The sequence below is a fragment of the Terribacillus sp. JSM ZJ617 genome, assembly GCF_044383785.1.
Lineage (GTDB): Bacteria > Bacillota > Bacilli > Bacillales > Amphibacillaceae > Terribacillus.
Map to the genome: position 1 here is coordinate 637,083 of NZ_JBISEQ010000001.1, position 18,154 is coordinate 655,236.

Annotated in this window: 15 protein-coding genes; 9 read left to right on the plus strand and 6 right to left on the minus strand. The window is 44.4% G+C overall.

What is annotated here, in order from left to right; all coding sequences use genetic code 11:
- Positions 1–147 precede the first annotated feature (147 nt).
- The 3 genes from pdxK (at position 148) to ACH6C1_RS03140 (ending at position 4,484) form a co-directional block, all read left to right on the plus strand.
- The gene (gene pdxK / locus ACH6C1_RS03130; RefSeq protein ID WP_374074542.1) at positions 148–957 is read left to right on the plus strand and encodes a pyridoxine/pyridoxal/pyridoxamine kinase; all 810 of its coding nucleotides are present in this window, start codon (positions 148–150) and stop codon (positions 955–957) included.
- A 66-nt stretch (positions 958–1,023) separates the two neighbouring features.
- Positions 1,024–2,916: an ABC-F family ATP-binding cassette domain-containing protein gene (locus ACH6C1_RS03135; protein WP_374074544.1), complete on the plus strand. Its 1,893-nt coding sequence runs from the start codon at positions 1,024–1,026 to the stop codon at positions 2,914–2,916.
- 329 nt (positions 2,917–3,245) lie between these two features.
- Positions 3,246–4,484 carry an aminopeptidase gene (locus tag ACH6C1_RS03140; RefSeq protein WP_374074546.1) on the plus strand — a complete coding sequence of 413 codons (1,239 nt, stop codon included), beginning with the start codon at positions 3,246–3,248 and terminating at the stop codon, positions 4,482–4,484.
- 43 nt (positions 4,485–4,527) lie between these two features.
- On the opposite strand, the gene recQ is transcribed toward ACH6C1_RS03140, so the two are convergent.
- From recQ to ACH6C1_RS03155, 3 genes are all read right to left on the minus strand, one after another.
- Positions 4,528–6,648 carry a DNA helicase RecQ gene (gene recQ, locus ACH6C1_RS03145; RefSeq protein WP_374074549.1) on the minus strand — a complete coding sequence of 707 codons (2,121 nt, stop codon included), beginning with the start codon at positions 6,646–6,648 and terminating at the stop codon, positions 4,528–4,530.
- 114 nt (positions 6,649–6,762) lie between these two features.
- On the minus strand, positions 6,763–8,094 hold the full coding sequence (locus ACH6C1_RS03150; RefSeq protein ID WP_366247839.1) for a hemolysin family protein: 1,332 nt from the start codon (positions 8,092–8,094) through the stop codon (positions 6,763–6,765).
- 123 nt (positions 8,095–8,217) lie between these two features.
- On the minus strand, positions 8,218–8,397 hold the full coding sequence (locus ACH6C1_RS03155; RefSeq protein ID WP_095221023.1) for an SE1832 family protein: 180 nt from the start codon (positions 8,395–8,397) through the stop codon (positions 8,218–8,220).
- A 64-nt stretch (positions 8,398–8,461) separates the two neighbouring features.
- Here ACH6C1_RS03155 and ACH6C1_RS03160 point away from each other — a divergent pair, with 64 nt between their 5' ends.
- Positions 8,462–9,301: a GNAT family N-acetyltransferase gene (locus ACH6C1_RS03160; protein ID WP_374074551.1), complete on the plus strand. Its 840-nt coding sequence runs from the start codon at positions 8,462–8,464 to the stop codon at positions 9,299–9,301.
- Positions 9,302–9,340: 39 nt separating this feature from the next.
- Here the strand turns inward: ACH6C1_RS03160 and ACH6C1_RS03165 are convergent, their stop codons facing one another.
- The 3 genes from ACH6C1_RS03165 to ACH6C1_RS03175 all read right to left on the minus strand — a co-directional run bounded on the left by ACH6C1_RS03165 (position 9,341) and on the right by ACH6C1_RS03175 (position 13,036).
- The gene (locus ACH6C1_RS03165; protein WP_366247836.1) at positions 9,341–10,402 is read right to left on the minus strand and encodes a bifunctional 3-deoxy-7-phosphoheptulonate synthase/chorismate mutase; all 1,062 of its coding nucleotides are present in this window, start codon (positions 10,400–10,402) and stop codon (positions 9,341–9,343) included.
- A 318-nt stretch (positions 10,403–10,720) separates the two neighbouring features.
- The gene (locus ACH6C1_RS03170) at positions 10,721–11,929 is read right to left on the minus strand and encodes an MFS transporter (RefSeq protein ID WP_374074554.1); all 1,209 of its coding nucleotides are present in this window, start codon (positions 11,927–11,929) and stop codon (positions 10,721–10,723) included.
- Between the two features lie 12 nt (positions 11,930–11,941).
- A complete protein-coding gene (locus ACH6C1_RS03175) occupies positions 11,942–13,036 on the minus strand; it encodes an AI-2E family transporter (RefSeq protein ID WP_374074556.1) in 1,095 nt (364 codons plus the stop codon).
- A 173-nt stretch (positions 13,037–13,209) separates the two neighbouring features.
- Here ACH6C1_RS03175 and ACH6C1_RS03180 point away from each other — a divergent pair, with 173 nt between their 5' ends.
- The 5 genes from ACH6C1_RS03180 (at position 13,210) to ACH6C1_RS03200 (ending at position 18,118) form a co-directional block, all read left to right on the plus strand.
- Complete coding sequence (locus tag ACH6C1_RS03180; protein WP_374074558.1) at positions 13,210–14,928, plus strand: phospho-sugar mutase; 1,719 nt, start codon at positions 13,210–13,212, stop codon at positions 14,926–14,928.
- 259 nt (positions 14,929–15,187) lie between these two features.
- Positions 15,188–15,976: a TerC family protein gene (locus ACH6C1_RS03185; RefSeq protein WP_095221011.1), complete on the plus strand. Its 789-nt coding sequence runs from the start codon at positions 15,188–15,190 to the stop codon at positions 15,974–15,976.
- A gap of 116 nt (positions 15,977–16,092) precedes the next feature.
- The gene (locus tag ACH6C1_RS03190; protein WP_374074560.1) at positions 16,093–16,548 is read left to right on the plus strand and encodes an OsmC family protein; all 456 of its coding nucleotides are present in this window, start codon (positions 16,093–16,095) and stop codon (positions 16,546–16,548) included.
- A gap of 30 nt (positions 16,549–16,578) precedes the next feature.
- Positions 16,579–16,992, plus strand: coding sequence for a Fur family transcriptional regulator (locus ACH6C1_RS03195; protein WP_374074562.1), 414 nt, complete (start codon positions 16,579–16,581; stop codon positions 16,990–16,992).
- Between the two features lie 109 nt (positions 16,993–17,101).
- The gene (locus ACH6C1_RS03200) at positions 17,102–18,118 is read left to right on the plus strand and encodes a metal ABC transporter solute-binding protein, Zn/Mn family (protein ID WP_374074564.1); all 1,017 of its coding nucleotides are present in this window, start codon (positions 17,102–17,104) and stop codon (positions 18,116–18,118) included.
- Positions 18,119–18,154 lie beyond the last annotated feature (36 nt).

An 18,154-nucleotide genomic window follows, 5' to 3' on the forward strand; every position in this document is an offset into this window, starting at 1 on the left:
ACGAAAAACCTTATATAATGCAGAATTCCTCAAAAGTTAACTCCATCTCTTTGCTTATATGCAGGCTGGTTGATAGTCATGGAGGAAAAGGAGTATAATAAAACTAGTGAAAAAAATGACAGCATGTGTGCAAAAGGGGTAACGGACATGAAAAAAGCTTTGACAATTGCAGGCTCAGATTCCTCTGGCGGAGCAGGTATCCAAGCGGATCTGAAGACAATGCAGGAATTTGGCGTATACGGAATGTCTGCTGTGACGACAATCGTTGCAATGGATCCTTATAATAACTGGCATCATAATGTATTCCCGGTTGATGTGAATACTGTAAAGGAACAGCTCAATACGATCGTAGTGGGTGCTGGTGTTGATGCAGTGAAAACAGGAATGCTAGGTTCTCCGGAAATCATCGAATTGGCTGCAAACATGATCAAAGAAAACAATATACCAAATGTAGTAATTGACCCGGTTATGGTATGTAAAGGTGCGGATGAAGAACTGCAGCCGGAAAACACAGTTAGTCTCCGTGAGAAACTGGTCCCGCTTGCGACTGTGATCACACCTAACTTGTTCGAGGCTGCTAAACTGGCGCAAATGCCACTGATTCATTCTGTGGAAGAAATGAAAGAAGCAGCACAGAAAATCCATGCACTCGGTGCGAAATACGTCCTTGTAAAAGGCGGCAGCAAGCTTGAGACAGATAAAGCAATTGATGTGCTTTATGACGGAGAAAGCTTTGAAATACTTGAGAGTGAGAATGTCGATACGACTTATACTCACGGTGCTGGCTGCACAAGTTCTGCAGCTATCTGTGCGCTGCTGGCGAACGGCAGCAGTGTGAAAGAAGCGATTTATGAAGCGAAGACATTCATTACAGAAGCGATTCGCGGAGGCTTCAAGCTTAATCAATATGTAGGCCCTGTCAATCATGGTGCCAGAAAGTCCATGCCGCAGCAATAAGCAGGGATGGATGAGGAAAAGCCGCCTGTACGGGCGGCTTTTTCCTTGTCCGGGAAGGAGGAGTACATGCGTATTTTCAGTGTAGAGAATCTTACGAAGACATATGGAGATAAACAGCTGTTTCAGGAAATCGAATTCCACATCGAAAGCCGCGAAAGAATTGGTCTGGTAGGTGTAAACGGAACTGGAAAATCAACTTTGCTGAAGGTATTGGCTGGTATCGAAAGTTCGGATGGCGGAAACATCGACCACAGCAAAACATTTCAGCTGGCTTATTTGGCCCAGGAGCCGGAATTGACTCCGGGTAAAACTGTTCTGGAGGAAGTTTTTAGCGGTACTAGTCCAATCCTGCAGACAATTCGTGCATATGAGGAAACACTCTCAAGCTTGGAGAAGGAGCCAGATAACGCAAAGACGCAAAATCGGCTTTTCACCCTTCAAGCTAAAATGGATGCAGAAGATGCATGGGATGCAAGTACGCAGGCGAAAACAATTCTGACGAAGCTTGGAGTAGATTATTATACAGCTCTTGTCGACACTTTATCAGGTGGACAGCGTAAACGGGTAGCATTAGCAAAAGCGCTTATTCAGCCTGCTGATTTGCTGCTTCTGGATGAGCCGACAAACCATCTGGATAACGAGACAATCGAATGGCTTGAAGGCTATCTGCCTAGCTATCCTGGAGCTCTTATGCTTGTAACACATGATCGGTATTTCCTGAATCGGATAACGAGCCACATCTTTGAATTGGAGATGGGCAGTCTCTATCGATATGAAGGAAACTATGAAACATATTTGACGAAAAAAGCAGAACGGAAGGCTCAGACACTGCTGGATCAGGAAAAGCACCAGAATACATTGCGCCGGGAACTTGCATGGCTGCACCGCGGAGCAAAAGCCCGGACAACCAAACAAAAAGCACGGATCCAGCGAGTAGAGCAAATGAAAGAAACCAAGTTTCAGACACAGGAGAACGAACTGGACTTACAGGTTGGAGCAGCCCGTTTAGGAAAGAAAGTGCTGGAGGCAAAAGGAGTAACGGTCGAATTCGGGGATAAGCCGTTATTCAGTCATTTCGACTTCCTGTTCAAACCAGGAGATCGTATTGGAATTATCGGTCCGAATGGGAGCGGGAAGACGTCCCTTTTGAATACACTTGCAGGCAGAATTCAGCCGACAGCAGGGGAGGTTGAGACCGGAGAGACAGTAAAGCTGGGGTATTATACACAGCTGCAGCAGGATATGGATCAGCAGCTGCGCATTATTGACTATATTAAGGAAGTAGCCGAAGTTATCCATACTGCAGATGGAAACATCATCACAGCAGAACAGATGCTGGAGCAATTCCTATTCCCGCGGAATCATCAATATACGTATATCCACCGTTTATCAGGCGGTGAGCGAAAAAGGCTGTATTTACTTCGTGTATTGATGCAGGAACCGAATGTCCTATTTCTAGATGAACCGACCAATGACCTGGATACGGAAACATTGGGCATTCTGGAAGATTATCTGGAGAGCTATCCAGGTGTCGTCATAACGGTTTCCCACGATCGTTATTTCCTTGACCGTGTAGTGGATCAGCTAATCCTTTTCGAAGGAGCAGGGGAAGTCTCAACGTTCTATGGCAACTATAGCGAGTACCGGGAAAAGGTTCAGGAACAGCCGAAACTGCAGCAGACAAAGGCAGAGCCCGTCCAAGCGCAGAAAGAAAAGAAAAAGCAGAAGCTTTCTTATAAAGAACAGCAGGAATGGAACTCTATAGAAGACGAAATTGCTGATCTGGAAGAGCGACTGGAAGCGTGTGCCGAAGGGATAACCGAGGCAGGCAGTAACAGTGAGCGTGTCCAAGAACTGTTTACCGAGCAACAGGAGCTGGAACAGCAACTGGAACAAAAGATGGAGCGATGGGAAGAATTATCCCTGCTAGTAGAAGAAATCGAAAGCCAGAAACAATAGAAAAGCGGAAAAAGCCGATTAGGAACGAAGAAGGAAGTGAGAAAGCCCGAAGAAAGGTGTTTTTTCCTTTCGTAGGGATTTATCGCTTCCGGCGCAGTTCCTGGCTTATGAAGCTAGACAATAGAAAAGCGAAAGAAACCGTTTAGAAACGGAGCGGTAAGCAAAGGAGCCCGGAGTGGGGCGCTTTTCGCCATGCAGGGATACATTGCTTACATCGCAGTTCCTGGTCACCGCAGCTACACATCCAAGGCATATTTCGTGCCAATTTGCGCATACTTTACTAGAATGGAAGAATAGTCTGAATTTAATGACGGGAAGGATTGATTCCAATGCCAGATAAGGAATTATTAGAAAAATATGCTGAGGTCGCTTTGCGCACAGGAGTAAATATCCAGAAGGATCAACCACTATTCATCATGGCACCGCTTGACGGAGCGGAATTTGTCCGCTTGATTGCAAAACGTGCTTATGAGCTGGGCGCAAGTGAGGTACATATCAATTGGTCAGATGATACTCTCATGCTATTGAAATATAAGCATCAATCCGAGGAAGTACTGTCAGACATCCCTGATTGGCTGGTAGAGCAGCGTGCTTATTATATGAAAAAGGGTGCAGCCCTTCTGCAGATCCGCTCCACTGACCCTGATCTCCTTAAAGATGTGGATGGAAATAAAGTAGCGCAGGCAACGAAAGCTACCGCACAAGCATTGCAGCATCTTCGTCACTATACAATGAATGATATCGTTCCATGGACGATCATAACTATTCCGACAGACGCCTGGGCACAAAAAATCTTCCCGGGGAAATCTGCTGAGGAAGCAACGAAGCTTCTTTGGGATTCTATTTTCAAGATTGTCCGTATTGATCAGGACGATCCGATTCAGGCGTGGGAGGATCATAATGCTACGCTGCACAATGCCCGCGACGTACTGAATGGTAAACGGTACAAGAAGCTGCATTTTAAATCTGAAGGAACAGATTTGACAATTGGCTTACCAGAAGGTCATATTTGGAAAGGCGGTTCTTCTACTACCGAAGGCGGTATTGAATTCAATCCGAATATGCCGACTGAGGAAGTGTTCACGATGCCGCATAAATACGACGTTGAGGGAACTGTTACAAGTAAAAAACCATTGATTTATGATGGAAATACAATCGATAACTTCACACTTACCTTTAAGGAAGGAAAGGTTGTCGATTATAAAGCCGAGGTAGGTCAGGAGACATTGAAGCACTTGCTTGAAACAGACGAGGGAGCTTTGCGTCTTGGGGAAGTTGCATTAGTACCGCATGAATCTCCAATTTCCCAGTCTGGTCTCATTTTCTACAATACGCTATATGATGAAAATGCTTCCTGTCACGTTGCTTTAGGAAAAGCTTATCCGACTACACTGGAAGGCGGAGCTTCCATGAATGCGGAAGAGCTTGATAAGCATGGAGTTAACGACAGTTTGACACATACTGATTTCATGATCGGATCAGCAGACCTTTCCATTGACGGCATTTTTGCAGATGGATCATCCGAACCTGTTTTCCGTGATGGTAGCTGGGCAATCAAATTCGATTAAATAAAAACCCGCATTACTGGAGTAAGCCAGTAATGCGGGTTTTTCATTGATCTAGAATACCATGGTGCACGAGTACAGCACGAATGGCATGGTAGTCACACGCTACATCCATTTGTTCCTTGATTTCCCGAAGCTTTGGAAGTGTATCATGCTGCTTCAGTACATCCAGAACTGCTGTTTCCTGCTCTGATGTGAAAAATTGCTGCAGGTCCAGCGTTTCTCCATCTGCATAGGCTTTGAAAAGATGATTGCTGACAGTCATTGGAGTCAAGCCTCTATCCTTTGCTATTTCTTCCATGGAACTGCCTTTCTCAAAGGCTTCATAACTGATTAGATGACTTGGAGTATCTTGCTTTTCCTGGAGTAATGGCTTTTGATCACGGTTAGGTACAATCGCTGTCTGCTCATGCTGCTTTAGCACTTCAAGGAATTGATCGCCATACTGTTCCATCCGTCTTTCCCCGATACCTTTGATCCCCAGCATCTCATCTTGCGTATGCGGAATGTATCGGCATAGCTCTTTTAGTGTTGCATCCGAGAAGATGACGTATGGAGGCAGTCCTTCTGCTTGGGCAATCTGCTTGCGCAATTCCCGCAATTCTTGGAATAACGCTTCATCATAATCCGCTTCGGCTGTCTCCGTAGCTTTGGCAATTTGCATCATTACTTTCTTTTCACCTTTAAGAATTTGGACAGCTTCATCTGTTAGTGTCAGAACAGGATATTTATCATCAGTTGGAGCGAGAATCATTTCAGCAGAAAGATAATGAATGAACTGTGTGATATCCTTTTCTGTCCGATTTTTCATGATTCCGTACGTGGAAAGACTTTCGAGACCGAATTGTTTGATTCGTTTGTCCTTGGAACCTTTCAATACCTTCGCAACCAATACAGCACCAAAGCGCTCATCCATCCGTTTGATGCAGGAAAGTACCATCTGCGCTTCTCGTGTCATATCCGTTTTCTCGAATTCATTCAGGCAGTTGCTGCATCTGCCGCAATCCTCTGGGATGTGCGGATCTTGAAAATAATGAAGCATATACGTCTGGAGGCAGTTCTGTGTATGGCAGTAATTCATCATCTGCTGCAGTTTTTGATATTCCGCTTGTGTATCGGAAGATGAATTTTCAATTAGGAACTTCAGCAAATGTACATCCTGCCCTGAGAAGAGCAGTACACAATCACTCGGTTCACCGTCACGACCTGCACGGCCTGCTTCCTGATAATAGGCTTCCATATTCATAGGCAAGGCATAGTGCAGAACATAACGTACGTTACTTTTATCGATACCCATTCCGAAAGCATTCGTTGCAATCATGACACTGACTTCATCTTGGATGAAGGAAGATTGTGCGTCCTGTCGGTCTGCCTCGCTCATGCCGGCGTGGTATTTGGCTGTTTTGATTCCTTGTCGGTCAAGGAACAGGGAAAGCTGATCGACTAGCTTTCTAGTAGGTGCGTAGATGATACCGGTATCCTGCTTGCGTTTTTGAATGAAATCCAGGATGTAGCGCTCCTTATCTGCACCTTTAACTACTTGAAAGCGTAGATTATCACGAGCAAAGCCTGTGCGAGTCGTGAAGTCTTCTTGGATATTCAAAAGTCTCTGGATATCGTCTGCTACCTGCGGCGTAGCGGTAGCGGTCAGAGCCATGACAGGCGGTGTCTCTGTCAGTTTATCCAGTATGCTGATAGCGGATCGGTAGCTTGGGCGAAAATCATGTCCCCATTGAGAAATACAGTGAGCTTCATCAAAAGCAATCAGGCTTATCGAAAGGCGACGGATCATGTGCAGGAAACGAGAATTCTCCAGTCGCTCTGGTGCCACATAAAGGAAGGTAAAGGCACCTTCTGCAGCTTGCTGCATCGTCCATTCCATTTCGCCAGCTTCGAGTGTGCTGTTTATATAAGCGGCAGGTATATCCATTGCCGTCAGTGCGTCGACCTGATCCTTCATTAGGGAGATAAGCGGAGAGATGATCAGTGCGGTACCACGGCGCATTAAAGCGGGCACCTGGTAACAAATCGATTTTCCTCCGCCTGTCGGCATGATCGCTAATGTATTTTCATTCTTCATCACGTGCTCGATTACTTCGGCTTGTCCTTTACGGAAGGTATCGTAGCCGTAATAATCCTTCAATATTTGCTGCGCTGTAGCTTCCACGTTCAAAACCCTTTCCTATTTCTCGTTATATACAGCATAACATGATTAGAGGCTTCCTCGCTTTTTAGACGAAAAATAAGAAACTGCCTGTTATGGAACAGGCAGTTTCTTATTTTAAATCGTTGCCTCGCTATGCGGGCGCTTCAATTCAATTTTAATTTTCTCCAGTCGATTATCCCGTACAGATTCTACAGTGAAGAGCATGTTTTCATATTCCACAACTGTATCGGAATCCTCATCAGGGATCGAACCGATGCGGCTTAGAATGAAGCCTGCAATCGTATCAAAGTTCGGTACATCGATATCTGTATCAAAGAAATCATTGAATTCATCAATTTGAAGGGAACCGCTCGCCATATACGTATTATCATCGATACGGGTCAGCTCTCCTTCGATTTCATCGTATTCATCATCTATATCTCCGACAATCTCTTCAATCATGTCTTCCATCGTGACGATACCGGAAAAGCCGCCATACTCATCGATCAGGATTGCAAGATGATTATGTGTCTGCTGCAATTCTTTTAAAAGGTCATCAATGTATTTAGTCTCGGGCACGAAATGTGCTTCCCGCAAAATAGCTTCGAGTCGCACTCCATCAAATCCATATTCTCGTACTGCTTTGAAATAATCCTTCATGTTCAGTATACCGACGATAGTATCGCTGTCTGTCTGGTAGACCGGAATTCTGGAATATTTCTGTTCGAGCAGAATATCTGCAAGTTCTTCAGCTGGAGTATCGATGCTTAGGGTGAATGTATCCGTCCGCGGCGTCATGATTTCACGTGCAATTTTATCATCAAGGTCGAAAACACCTTTGATCATATCGAATTCATCCGCGTTCAGGATTCCTTCCTCCTGTCCCGTCTGAGCCAGAAGTTTGATCTCTTCCCTGGAGACCTTTTCAGCTTCTGCATCATTTCCTACACGTGTGATTTTCACAAGTACATTCGTGGAGAAGGAAAGGAATTTGACGAATGGCATTGCGATTTTACTGATAAATAGAATCGGTGTGACAGAGAATCTGGCAATCTTCTCCGCGTTTTGAAGGGCAACCCTTTTCGGGAATAATTCACCGAATACAAGTGTTACATAAGACAGCAAGACAGTAATGACCACCACGCTGATTTGCTGTGCGTAAGGAATATCTCCAAGTACACCAGCGAATCGATCTGCAAGTCCGGTAGCAGCTGAGGCACTTGAGAAGAAGCCTGCCAGCGTAATACCCACTTGGATAGTTGCGATGAACTTACTTGGATCAGCAATAAGTTTTTGCAGCATTGCCGCTTTCTTATCACCGTCGTCTGCTTGCTGCGAGATGCGGTTCTTATTCAGTGAGACCAATGCAATTTCTGCTGCAGCAAAAAAAGCATTCAGTACTGTTAAAATACCAATCAATACGAGTTGGAGTAAAACTGGACTCCCAGGATCATCCGGACTATTCATGTATAAAATCTCTCCCTTAAAAAAATAAACGCAAAAAATGCGTTTTCATTATACCCATTATACGCTTTTTTTATGTGTAATCCAAATACTCTGCATGTATTAGTATATCCGGGAACTGTGGAATTATTCCAGTGCCCGGATCTGCTGGCGAAGCGATTTGATCTCGATTTCCATCTCCTCAAGCTGTCTTTCCATGTGGGCTGCGCCAGCACCGCTTGATGCCAGTTTATCAGCGTCTGCCTGCACGCTTGCATACGTCATTTTCAATTCAGCCAGTTTGGTTTCCAGCTCTTGTCTATTCATATCATCACCTCTACACTAAGAATAGGAAAGAAGAAGTCTAAACGTCAAGCGAGGAGGGGAAAGGATGCGTTATATCCAAGAACAGGATGTGTATCGGCTGCTGGCAAAAGCTGAATCATTTTTATTGGAGCGTGAAGCAGAAAATAATCTTCTGTTGGGTTTGCTTGGCAGAATGGCTGAGGGAGAAGATATGGGTGCGGTTTTTGGGTATGGAGAGGACCATGAAGGAATTCGAATAGTCTTTTTGAATACAAAAGGAAATCGGATCATCCTGTCTGAGGGCGCAGTCTGGACTGATGAAGAAGCTGCCCAGCTGGCTGAACTTGTTCAAACATTGACACCCAATCTGCCCGGAGTTGTCGGCCCAGTAAAACAAGCGAATCAATTTGCGCAAGCTTGGCAGCAGCTGAACGAAACACAGGTAAAAGTACACATGAACCAGTTCATCTATCAGCTCGATAAAGTAACAGATATAAGTACTGCCAGAGGGGAGATGCGTGCAGCCGTTAATGATGATTTCGTCCTGTTACGTGATTGGCTAATGCAATTTGGAAAAGTTACTGGAGAACATATGACAGAGGAACGAGCGGATACAGTAATCGGCAGACTGATTGCGCAAAAGCGGATGTACGTCTGGACGGTTGATGGTCAGATCGTAAGTATGGCTGGCTGCTCAAGAGAAAGCCGGAACGGGATTGTGATTAACGCGGTATTCACTCCTGAGGAACAGCAGCGAAAGGGATATGCTCAGACGCTCGTAGCAGCACTTTCTGCGAAATTGCTGGAGGATGGGAAGCAATTCTGCTGCTTGTTCACAAATGCGGATGATCCCGGACCCAACAAGCTGTACCAGAAAATTGGCTATCGAAGAATCGCTGAGAGCTGTGCAATCGACTTTAAATAAAAAGAGGACCGTCACAAAATAGTGACGGTCCTCTTCCTATTAGATCTTGCTTTGGAAGGCAGCAAGTTCTTTGTAGAATTTATCGAATGCTGGAATATCCATTTGCTGACCTGCATCAGACAATGCAACAGCAGGATTTGGATGAACTTCAGCCATGACTCCATCTGCACCGACAGCCAATGCAGCTTTCGCGCATGGAAGCATGATATCTTTTCGGCCAGTAGAGTGTGTTACATCAACCATTACAGGAAGATGCGTTTCCTGTTTCAGGATTGGTACAGCCGAAATATCCAATGTATTCCGTGTCGCTGTCTCATACGTGCGGATACCGCGCTCGCAAAGGATGATTTGGCCATTGCCTTCGGAGTGGATGTATTCAGCTGCTGCAATGAATTCTGAAATAGTACCAGACAGGGCACGTTTAAGCAGGATAGGTTTGTTGGTACGTCCTGCTTCTTTCAGTAATTCAAAGTTTTGGGCGTTACGTGCTCCGATTTGGATGACGTCGACAAAATCAAGTGCTTTCTCGATGTCATGCGGAGTGACGATTTCACTGATCACTGCCAAATCGTATTCATCCGCTGCACGCTTCAGAATTTCCAAGCCTTCTACACCTAAGCCTTGGAAGTCATAAGGTGATGAACGGGGCTTGAAGGCACCGCCGCGTAATAATTTAAGTCCTTTGTCTTTTAAGGATTCCGCTACCGCAGCCACTTGCTCGTAGCTTTCCACAGAACATGGTCCAAAGACGAAGCTTGCTTTACCAGTACCGACCTTTTCACCTTTCAAGTCGATAACTGTATCTTCGTTTTTATAAGCACGGGATACAAGCATCGGACGCTTGCTCGCGGCCTCTTCTTCTTTCGTCTTCGCTTGCAAAACAGCCTTGAAGATCGAATCCATCGTGGAATCTCCAAGCACACCAGCTTCATTCTGTGCTTTTAGTTCTGCCAGAAGGAGTTTCTCGGACTGGCTGCGTTCACTTTCAGGAAGATCCTTCAGCTGCTGCTTAAGGCTTGCCTGTTCGTTCAACAATTTCAACAGCTCGAAATGTGTCTGTTCGTACTGTTTTTTCAGCTCCAAAACATTTGTAGTCTGCATAAGTAGATCCTCCTTATAAGTATGGAATACCCTAAAATACTCTTCAATAGCCCATTCAGCCGGAATCAGTTATCTTGCAAGCCTGAATTCCCGGTTCCCGGGGAAATCCCTTGCAAACCGCTGCCGCTCTGAAACGGGTTATGGAAGAAACACAACATCAACATCGCTATCCGAAATAAATACAATGTTGAAAATATTATCCCTATACTACATGCTTTTATAAATAAATACAAATGAAAGCACCAAAGTATGCAGAAAAAAGGACGATAGTACCTGTTTACCCGTGATTACCGATTTATCTCATTTTTGTTGTATTCTTTATAATTTCTTTACATTTAAAGCGAGCTGCTGATCTCTTCGACGCTTGATAACAAAATCAGTCAACGTGAACAAAAATACGAGCAAAAATAGGAAACTCGACATTTGGAACAGGGTAGATGTCGAAACGAATTGATGCAGAATGCCAAGGATGATGGCACTCAAACCGATGCCAAAATCAATAGATGAATAATACATACCATTGGCAATGCCGCTTCTTTCTACATCTGTCTTGGAAATTGTCCACGCTTGCAAAGCGGGGATCATAGACCCATAACCGATTCCGAATAAGGCACCGGAGACGATGAAATACCAGTTAGCTGATGCTATGCTGAGTATCCACATGGCAAGGAAAGCAACAACGGAACAACCCATGATCAGCACCCAAGGTCCCTTGGCATCGAACAATCGGCCAGTAAATGGTCTGGAAACCGTTGCGCATAAAGCATTGGCTAAATAAAAAAGAAATGTTCCAGTAAGCTGCTGTTCCTGTCCAAAAAGGACAAGATAAGTGACGATAGAACCGTACCCGAATGATGTAAGAAACGTAATGAATACAGGATAGGCACTTTTCTTTTCGATCAATGACTTGAAAAAAGAAAATTTAGGCGGCTGGGCTTGGTTTCGTGACAATGCTTCAGGTTCAGCATATCGAGTTAGTGCCAGAAATAGAAAAGCAACCATGCCAAGTACGATCGATACGAGAATTAGCGTCCGAAAGTTATAAGTTTGATAGAGGAAGATACCGACACTTGGTGCAATGATCATACCGATAGTAATAGAAAGACCGAAATAACCCATGCCTTCTCCGACACGCCTTCTTGGTACAAGGTCAACCGCGGCTGTGCCATTTGTGGTGGTGCTCCATCCCCAAGCTGCTCCATGCAGGAAGCGGAATATTAATAGAAGTGTAACGATTTGGGTGAAGGGATATAGAATTGCACAGACGAGCAAAAGGAAAGAACCGATCAGTATCGGCGTTTTCCTTTTCTTCGTCAGCAGGAGATGGCCAATAAATGGCCTGATTAGAATTGCGGCAATCGAAAATGCTGTTGTTACCAATCCAACCTGTAAGCTGCTGCCGCCAATGGAGGCGATATACGGCGGCAGATTCGGCAGCAGCATCTGGAAGCTCATAAAAGTGAACAAATTCCCCAGCAATAAGAAAATGAAGGCTCTTGTCCATAAGGGAGGCTGATTGTTTACCATATAGTTGACCTCCTATTCTGCTTGAACTCCAGCAGCAGATTTTTTCTTCATCCTATAATCGACCCATTCATGGTAGAAGTGGGAGATGATAGTCTTGCACACGGCATAGAATGGGATGACGAACAGAAGACCGAGGAAGCCAGCAATGTTTCCGGCTGCTAGAATAAGCGTGATAACCGTCAGCGGATGGATACTCAGTGCTTTTCCCATGACATTCGGAGAAATCAGGTTTCCTTCAATCTGCTGGGCAATGAGCATGACGACTGCAGCTAAGATAGCTAGTTTTGGTTCTTGGAATAAAGCAACAAGAATAGCAGGTACAGCAGCTAGGTACGGACCGAGAAACGGAATGACGTTAAAGACCAGTCCGATAATAGCGAGAGTGAAGGCATACTTGAGATCGATAATCACATATCCGATAAATAACATCGTGCCGACACAAACCGATACAATGAACTGACCTTGGATGAAGGATGCTAACGTATGATTCAAGTCCTCCATCAGTTTTTTTACACTTGCTCCTTTCTTCTTATCGAAAAATTTTGTTAAAAATGGAATCAATTTTTCTCCGTCTTTAAGCATAAAGAATAAGAAAAAGGGTATCAAAACCAATGTGAACAGGAAGTTGACCAGGCTGGAAATGAATCCGATCAGATAACCTGGAACATCCTGCAAGCTGGATTGTAAGGTTGCTGCGAAATTTTGAATGGATTCCTCCACTTGATCAGGTAATGCAGAGTGATTCTCCTCCCAATAGTCCACAATCGACGTGAGTTGATTTGTGATGCCCGGGATGTTATTCACCAATGCCTGATATTGGGTTTGCACGATTGGTGCAGCGAATTTGTAGACGAAATATACCAGCGCAATCAAGAGCAGGAATATCGTTAGGATGGCTACCCATTTTGGGAAGCGGATTTTCTCCAGGAGCCGGACGAGCGGTTTGGTGATATAGAATAGAAGGCCGGCTGCAATCATCGGGAATGCAATCGCTCCTATGTATGTAGCCAGAGGCTGGAAGATGAAATCGACTTTCGCAATCAACAGTATAAGTGTGAAAGTCAGAACAGCGGCCACAAGGCCTTGGAACCATTTTTTCTGAGTCAACTTAGATCAGTATCCTTTCCAATTATTGATATAGCTTAGCATAGCATAGCCGGGCTATGGCGTAACCCTTTCCCCAAGTATTTATTAAATTTCCAGCAGGATGGGATTCTGCGCCAATTCAACTTATAAATGTGATAGGATATCACTATACTTATTTTTCAGGAGGAAAGCTCATGGTATGGCAAGATACATATAAGAAATGGACTGCATTCAAAGCACTTGATCCGAAATATAAAGAGGAGCTGACGAAGCTTGCTGATGATGAAGCAGCTTTGGAGGATGCTTTCTATAAAGAATTAACATTTGGTACAGGTGGTATGCGTGGTGTGCTTGGCGCGGGTACAAACCGGATGAACATTTATACTGTCCGCAAAGCTGTAGAAGGTTTGGCTGTATATATGGAAAAAAACATTTCTGATTACAAGGAGCGCGGCGTAGCTGTTGCATATGACTCTCGTTACATGTCTCCAGAGTTCGCGGATGAAACGGCACGTGTTCTTGGAGCACATGGTATTCGGGCGCATGTATTCGAATCCCTGCGACCAACTCCGCTTCTATCATTCGCAGTACGTCATCTTAACGCTGCTGCTGGTATCATGATTACAGCAAGCCATAACCCACCTGAATATAATGGCTTTAAGGTGTATAACGAAGATGGCGGCCAAATTCCTCCTGAACAGGCAGAAGCTATTATTGCGGAAATTGCAAAGGTGGAAAACGAACTGGCGGTGGAGGTTGAAGATCTGGAAACTATCCGTGAAAACGGTTTGCTGCATTCGATCGGGGAAGATGTGGACAGTGCCTACCTGAAGGAACTGAAAACAATCTCTAATATGTCTGATTCTGCGAGAGAGCAATTGGACAAGCTTCAAATCGTGTTCACTCCGCTGCATGGTACATCCCATGATCTTGTTTTGCGTGGTTTGGACCAGCTTGGCTTCCAAAATGTTCATGTGGTCAAAGAACAAGCAAAGCCGGATCCAGAGTTTTCTACAGTTGAATCTCCAAACCCAGAGGAGCATCAGGCTTTCACACTCGCTATGGAGCAAGGAAAGGAAATTGGAGCAGATGTTCTGATTGGAACCGATCCGGATGCAGACCGTCTCGGAGTTGCTGTACAGGACGGAAATGGTGCTTATCAAGTGCTGACAGGAAACCAGCTTGGTACATTGATGCTGGATTACGTGCTGGCGAATGCTTCAGAAGCTGATTTGCGTAACGGAAAACTAATCAAAACAATCGTAACGACTGAAATGGGACGTGCGGTAGCAGCTTCTTATGGTGTCGATACAATCGATACCCTTACTGGTTTCAAGTATATCGGTGAAAAAATCAAGCAATTCGAAACAACAGACGAGAATTTCTTGTTTGGCTATGAAGAGAGCTATGGTTATTTGATCGGTGACTTTGTCCGTGACAAAGATGCTGTACAGGCTGCTATGATCGCTTGCGAAATGACTGCGCATTGGCGTGCTCAAGGGAAGACATTGCTTGAAGCATTGCATGTATTGTATGAGAAGCATGGCTTCTTCCTGGAAGATCTTCATTCCATTACATTAAAAGGCAAGGATGGCGCTGAGAAGATTGCCGCTATGATGGATGCTGTACGCGCAGACACACCACAAGAGCTCGGCGGCCTGAAGGTACTTACAGTGGAGGACTATTCCACACAAACACGCCGTATTCTCGAATCCGATACGGAAGAGAAAATCACACTTCCACGGGAAAATGTAATCAAACTATTCCTCGAGAAGGATAGCTGGGTATGCCTGCGTCCATCCGGAACAGAGCCGAAAATCAAGAGTTATTATGGTGTAAACAGTTCAAGCCGGGAAAGCAGTCTGGAGCTGTTAGAGAAGCTCAAAGCAGATCTTGGCAAGTACCTGCAATAAATTGTTGACATCCGCCTTATATTCCACTAAACTGAATGTGTGATAAGCGCAATATGCTTTTAAAGGGGAGTAGCTGTACAGTAAAGTCGTCATTCCGAGAGAAATCTCCGGCTTTATTGGCAACTCAGACGTTGTTAGCGAGACCTTTACCTTCTTGGTAAAGGTCTCGCTTTTTTTTAGTAAAAAGTGTTACGCCTTTACTAAGATGGGGTATGATTGCAAAGATAATCGCATACTACACTTAAAGGAGCGTAACTACATGGATGCACAATTACTTCTCGAGTATGGCTGGGTTCTGATTGTCCTTGTCGGACTTGAAGGACTGCTTGCAGCGGATAACGCATTAGTACTCGCAATCATGGTAAGGCATTTGCCTGAAGATCAACGTAAAAAAGCACTTTTCTATGGATTAATGGGCGCGTTTGTATTTAGATTCTTATCCCTATTCGTCATTTCTTTCCTTGTCGATGTATGGCAAGTACAGGCGATTGGTGCTGCGTATCTATTGTTCATATCCATAAAGAACCTGTACGACAAATTCAGTGCCAAGAACAATGATGTGGCAAACAAGAAGCCGAAAAAAGAGAGTGGCTTCTGGATGACTGTTTTGAAAGTCGAGCTTGCTGACATTGCTTTTGCAGTTGATTCCATTCTTGCTGCAGTAGCACTCGCTGTTGCACTTCCTCCGACTGGCTGGGGCCAAGTAGGAAGCATGGATAGCGGACAGTTTTATGTAGTCTTTGCAGGCGGTATCATTGGTCTGATCATTATGCGTTTTGCAGCTAACATTTTCGTGGACCTTCTCCACTCTAGACCAGCTTTGGAGATTGCAGCCTTTATTATCGTAGGTTGGGTAGGGGTTAAGCTCACAGTTAGTACACTTGCTCATGATGCGGTGGGTGTGTTGCCACATGACTTTGCTCATTCCACTACTTGGAAACTAATCTTCTATGGTGTATTGGTTGCAATTGCAGTAGTCGGCTGGATTGTGTCCGGTAAAAACAAAGGCGATCATAAAAAAGAGGATTCCGCTGGCGGAACTGAATGATTTTAAAAAACCTTCTACCTTTTGGTAGAAGGTTTTTTGATCAGACATTTTGTTTTTCCTGCTTAGAAGCGTTAAAATGGAAGATAGCACAACGATAGCAGAAGGGGACGAGTACCATGTCAGAACATCATTTTCATTTAGCGGCAGCCTGGCCGGGAGGCAGAAACAGCTCCGGTACAATAGAAGCAGGGAACCTGAAGACGGAAATCAGTATTCCGCCAGAAATGGGTGGTCCCGGCACCGGTACGAATCCAGATGAGATGCTGCTCGGAGCAGCGGCTACTTGCTATATCATCACGTTAGCAGCAATGATCGAACGTGCGAATCTGCCACTATCATCAATGAAACTGGAATCAGAAGGTATTGTTGACGAAACAAATGGCGTAATTACGTATAAGCGAATTATCCATAGACCTACAGTAAATTTGAAAGAAGAAGCGACAGAGAAGCAATTCCAGATGCTGGAGAGGCTTGCCGTCAAGGCGGAAGAAAGCTGTATGATCACAAGAGCGATTAAAGGGAATGTGGAAGTAAGCTTAGAGGCAGACCTGAATATCGAGAAGAAATCATAATAATTTTGCAAGATAAAGGACGGAAAGCGTATGAATAATGAACGTGCGATGCATATTCTGAAGGAAAATGGCTTTAAGCAGACAAAGCAGCGCGAAAAACTACTGGATATTTTCCAGAAACGGTCCCAGTATTCTGCGGTGAATGATCTTTGGAAGGAATTTCGTGAGGACTTTCCGAGTGCCAGCTACGATACCGTGTACCGTAATCTTTATACGATGGCCGAACTTGGTATCCTGGAAATGACAACTATTGACGGTGATAAGCATTTCCGCTTCCATTGCAATATAGAAGGCCATCATCATCATTTCATCTGCAAACAATGCGGCATTACGAAAGCTATTGATGTTTGTCCTATAGCAGATGTGCAAACGGTGCTGCCAGGTGGCTATACAATAGAAAACCATAATTTCGAAGTGTATGGCATTTGCCCTGCCTGTCAATAATTGATAGGCAGTATTTTTTTGTGAACGAAACGTAATTATTACTGTTTACAAATAGTAATGGTTACGATATAATCTCGATTAGAGCTTATATGTAACGGGAGGAATCATTTTGAAGAAATCATTATTTTTAATCAGCACGGCCTTGCTTTTGGTTCTGCTTGCAGCTTGTGGAAATGTCGACAGTCAAAAAAGCACAGAAGATGGAAAGCTTAAGGTTTATACAACGATTTATCCAATTCAGTATTTTGCTGAACGAATTGGCGGCGACCAAGTGGAAGTGGAATCCGTACTTCCGCCTGGAAGTGATGCACATAACTTCGAGCCAACGTCGAATCAGATGGTGGATATCGCGAAATCAGATGCATTCCTCTATTCGAGTGATGAGCTGGAAACATACGCTAAAACGATTGCCGATGCGGTAGGGGACGAAGATGTTAAGATAGCCCAATTAGCAGATGGTATCAACCTGCTTCCGTTCGACGAAGAGCATGATCATAGTCACGAAGCTACGGAAGAAGAGCACGATCACAGCCATGAGGCTACGGAAGATGAACATGATCATGAAGAAGAGGCAACAGAAGAAGAGCACGACCATGGAAGTATCGATCCGCATTACTGGCTTGATCCGGAACGTGCAAAGCAGATGGCGGAGAATATGAAAAATACACTTGTTGAGCTTGACCCAGATAACGAAACAACATATGAAGACAACTATGCAGCGGTAGCGAAAGAATTGGACGAACTTGATCAAAAATTCCAACAAGCTGTAGAAGGCAAGGATAACAAGAAAATCATCGTTTCTCATGCAGCGTATGGATACTGGGAAGATCGTTATGGTATCGAACAAATTGCTATAACTGGTCTTTCACCGACAAATGAACCTTCACAGCAGGAATTAGAGGAAATCATCCATACTGCAGAAGATAACAAGCTGAATTATGTATTGTTCGAACAGAATATCTCGCCAAAGGTTGCAACCATCGTTCAAGATGAAATCGGAGCAGACGTACTCAGAATCCATAACCTGGAAACGGTCACGGAGGAAGAAATCGATGCAGGTGAAGATTACTTCAGTCTGATGGATAAAAATATCGAAACATTGGAGCAAGCTTTGACGAATAAATAATAGTGGACTAAATCGAAGGCCCGAACTTTGACATGA

Excerpts from the sequence above, each read along its gene's own strand:
- pdxK (WP_374074542.1), top strand. The coding sequence starts at position 148 with ATGAAAAAAGCTTTGACAATTGCAGGCTCAGATTCCTCTGGCGGAGCA.
- ACH6C1_RS03135 (WP_374074544.1), top strand. The coding sequence starts at position 1,024 with ATGCGTATTTTCAGTGTAGAGAATCTTACGAAGACATATGGAGATAAA.
- ACH6C1_RS03140 (WP_374074546.1), top strand. The coding sequence starts at position 3,246 with ATGCCAGATAAGGAATTATTAGAAAAATATGCTGAGGTCGCTTTGCGC.
- ACH6C1_RS03150 (WP_366247839.1), bottom strand. The coding sequence starts at position 8,094 with ATGAATAGTCCGGATGATCCTGGGAGTCCAGTTTTACTCCAACTCGTA.
- ACH6C1_RS03155 (WP_095221023.1), bottom strand. The coding sequence starts at position 8,397 with ATGAATAGACAAGAGCTGGAAACCAAACTGGCTGAATTGAAAATGACG.
- ACH6C1_RS03160 (WP_374074551.1), top strand. The coding sequence starts at position 8,462 with ATGCGTTATATCCAAGAACAGGATGTGTATCGGCTGCTGGCAAAAGCT.
- ACH6C1_RS03165 (WP_366247836.1), bottom strand. The coding sequence starts at position 10,402 with ATGCAGACTACAAATGTTTTGGAGCTGAAAAAACAGTACGAACAGACA.
- ACH6C1_RS03170 (WP_374074554.1), bottom strand. The coding sequence starts at position 11,929 with ATGGTAAACAATCAGCCTCCCTTATGGACAAGAGCCTTCATTTTCTTA.
- ACH6C1_RS03180 (WP_374074558.1), top strand. The coding sequence starts at position 13,210 with ATGGTATGGCAAGATACATATAAGAAATGGACTGCATTCAAAGCACTT.
- ACH6C1_RS03185 (WP_095221011.1), top strand. The coding sequence starts at position 15,188 with ATGGATGCACAATTACTTCTCGAGTATGGCTGGGTTCTGATTGTCCTT.
- ACH6C1_RS03190 (WP_374074560.1), top strand. The coding sequence starts at position 16,093 with ATGTCAGAACATCATTTTCATTTAGCGGCAGCCTGGCCGGGAGGCAGA.
- ACH6C1_RS03195 (WP_374074562.1), top strand. The coding sequence starts at position 16,579 with ATGAATAATGAACGTGCGATGCATATTCTGAAGGAAAATGGCTTTAAG.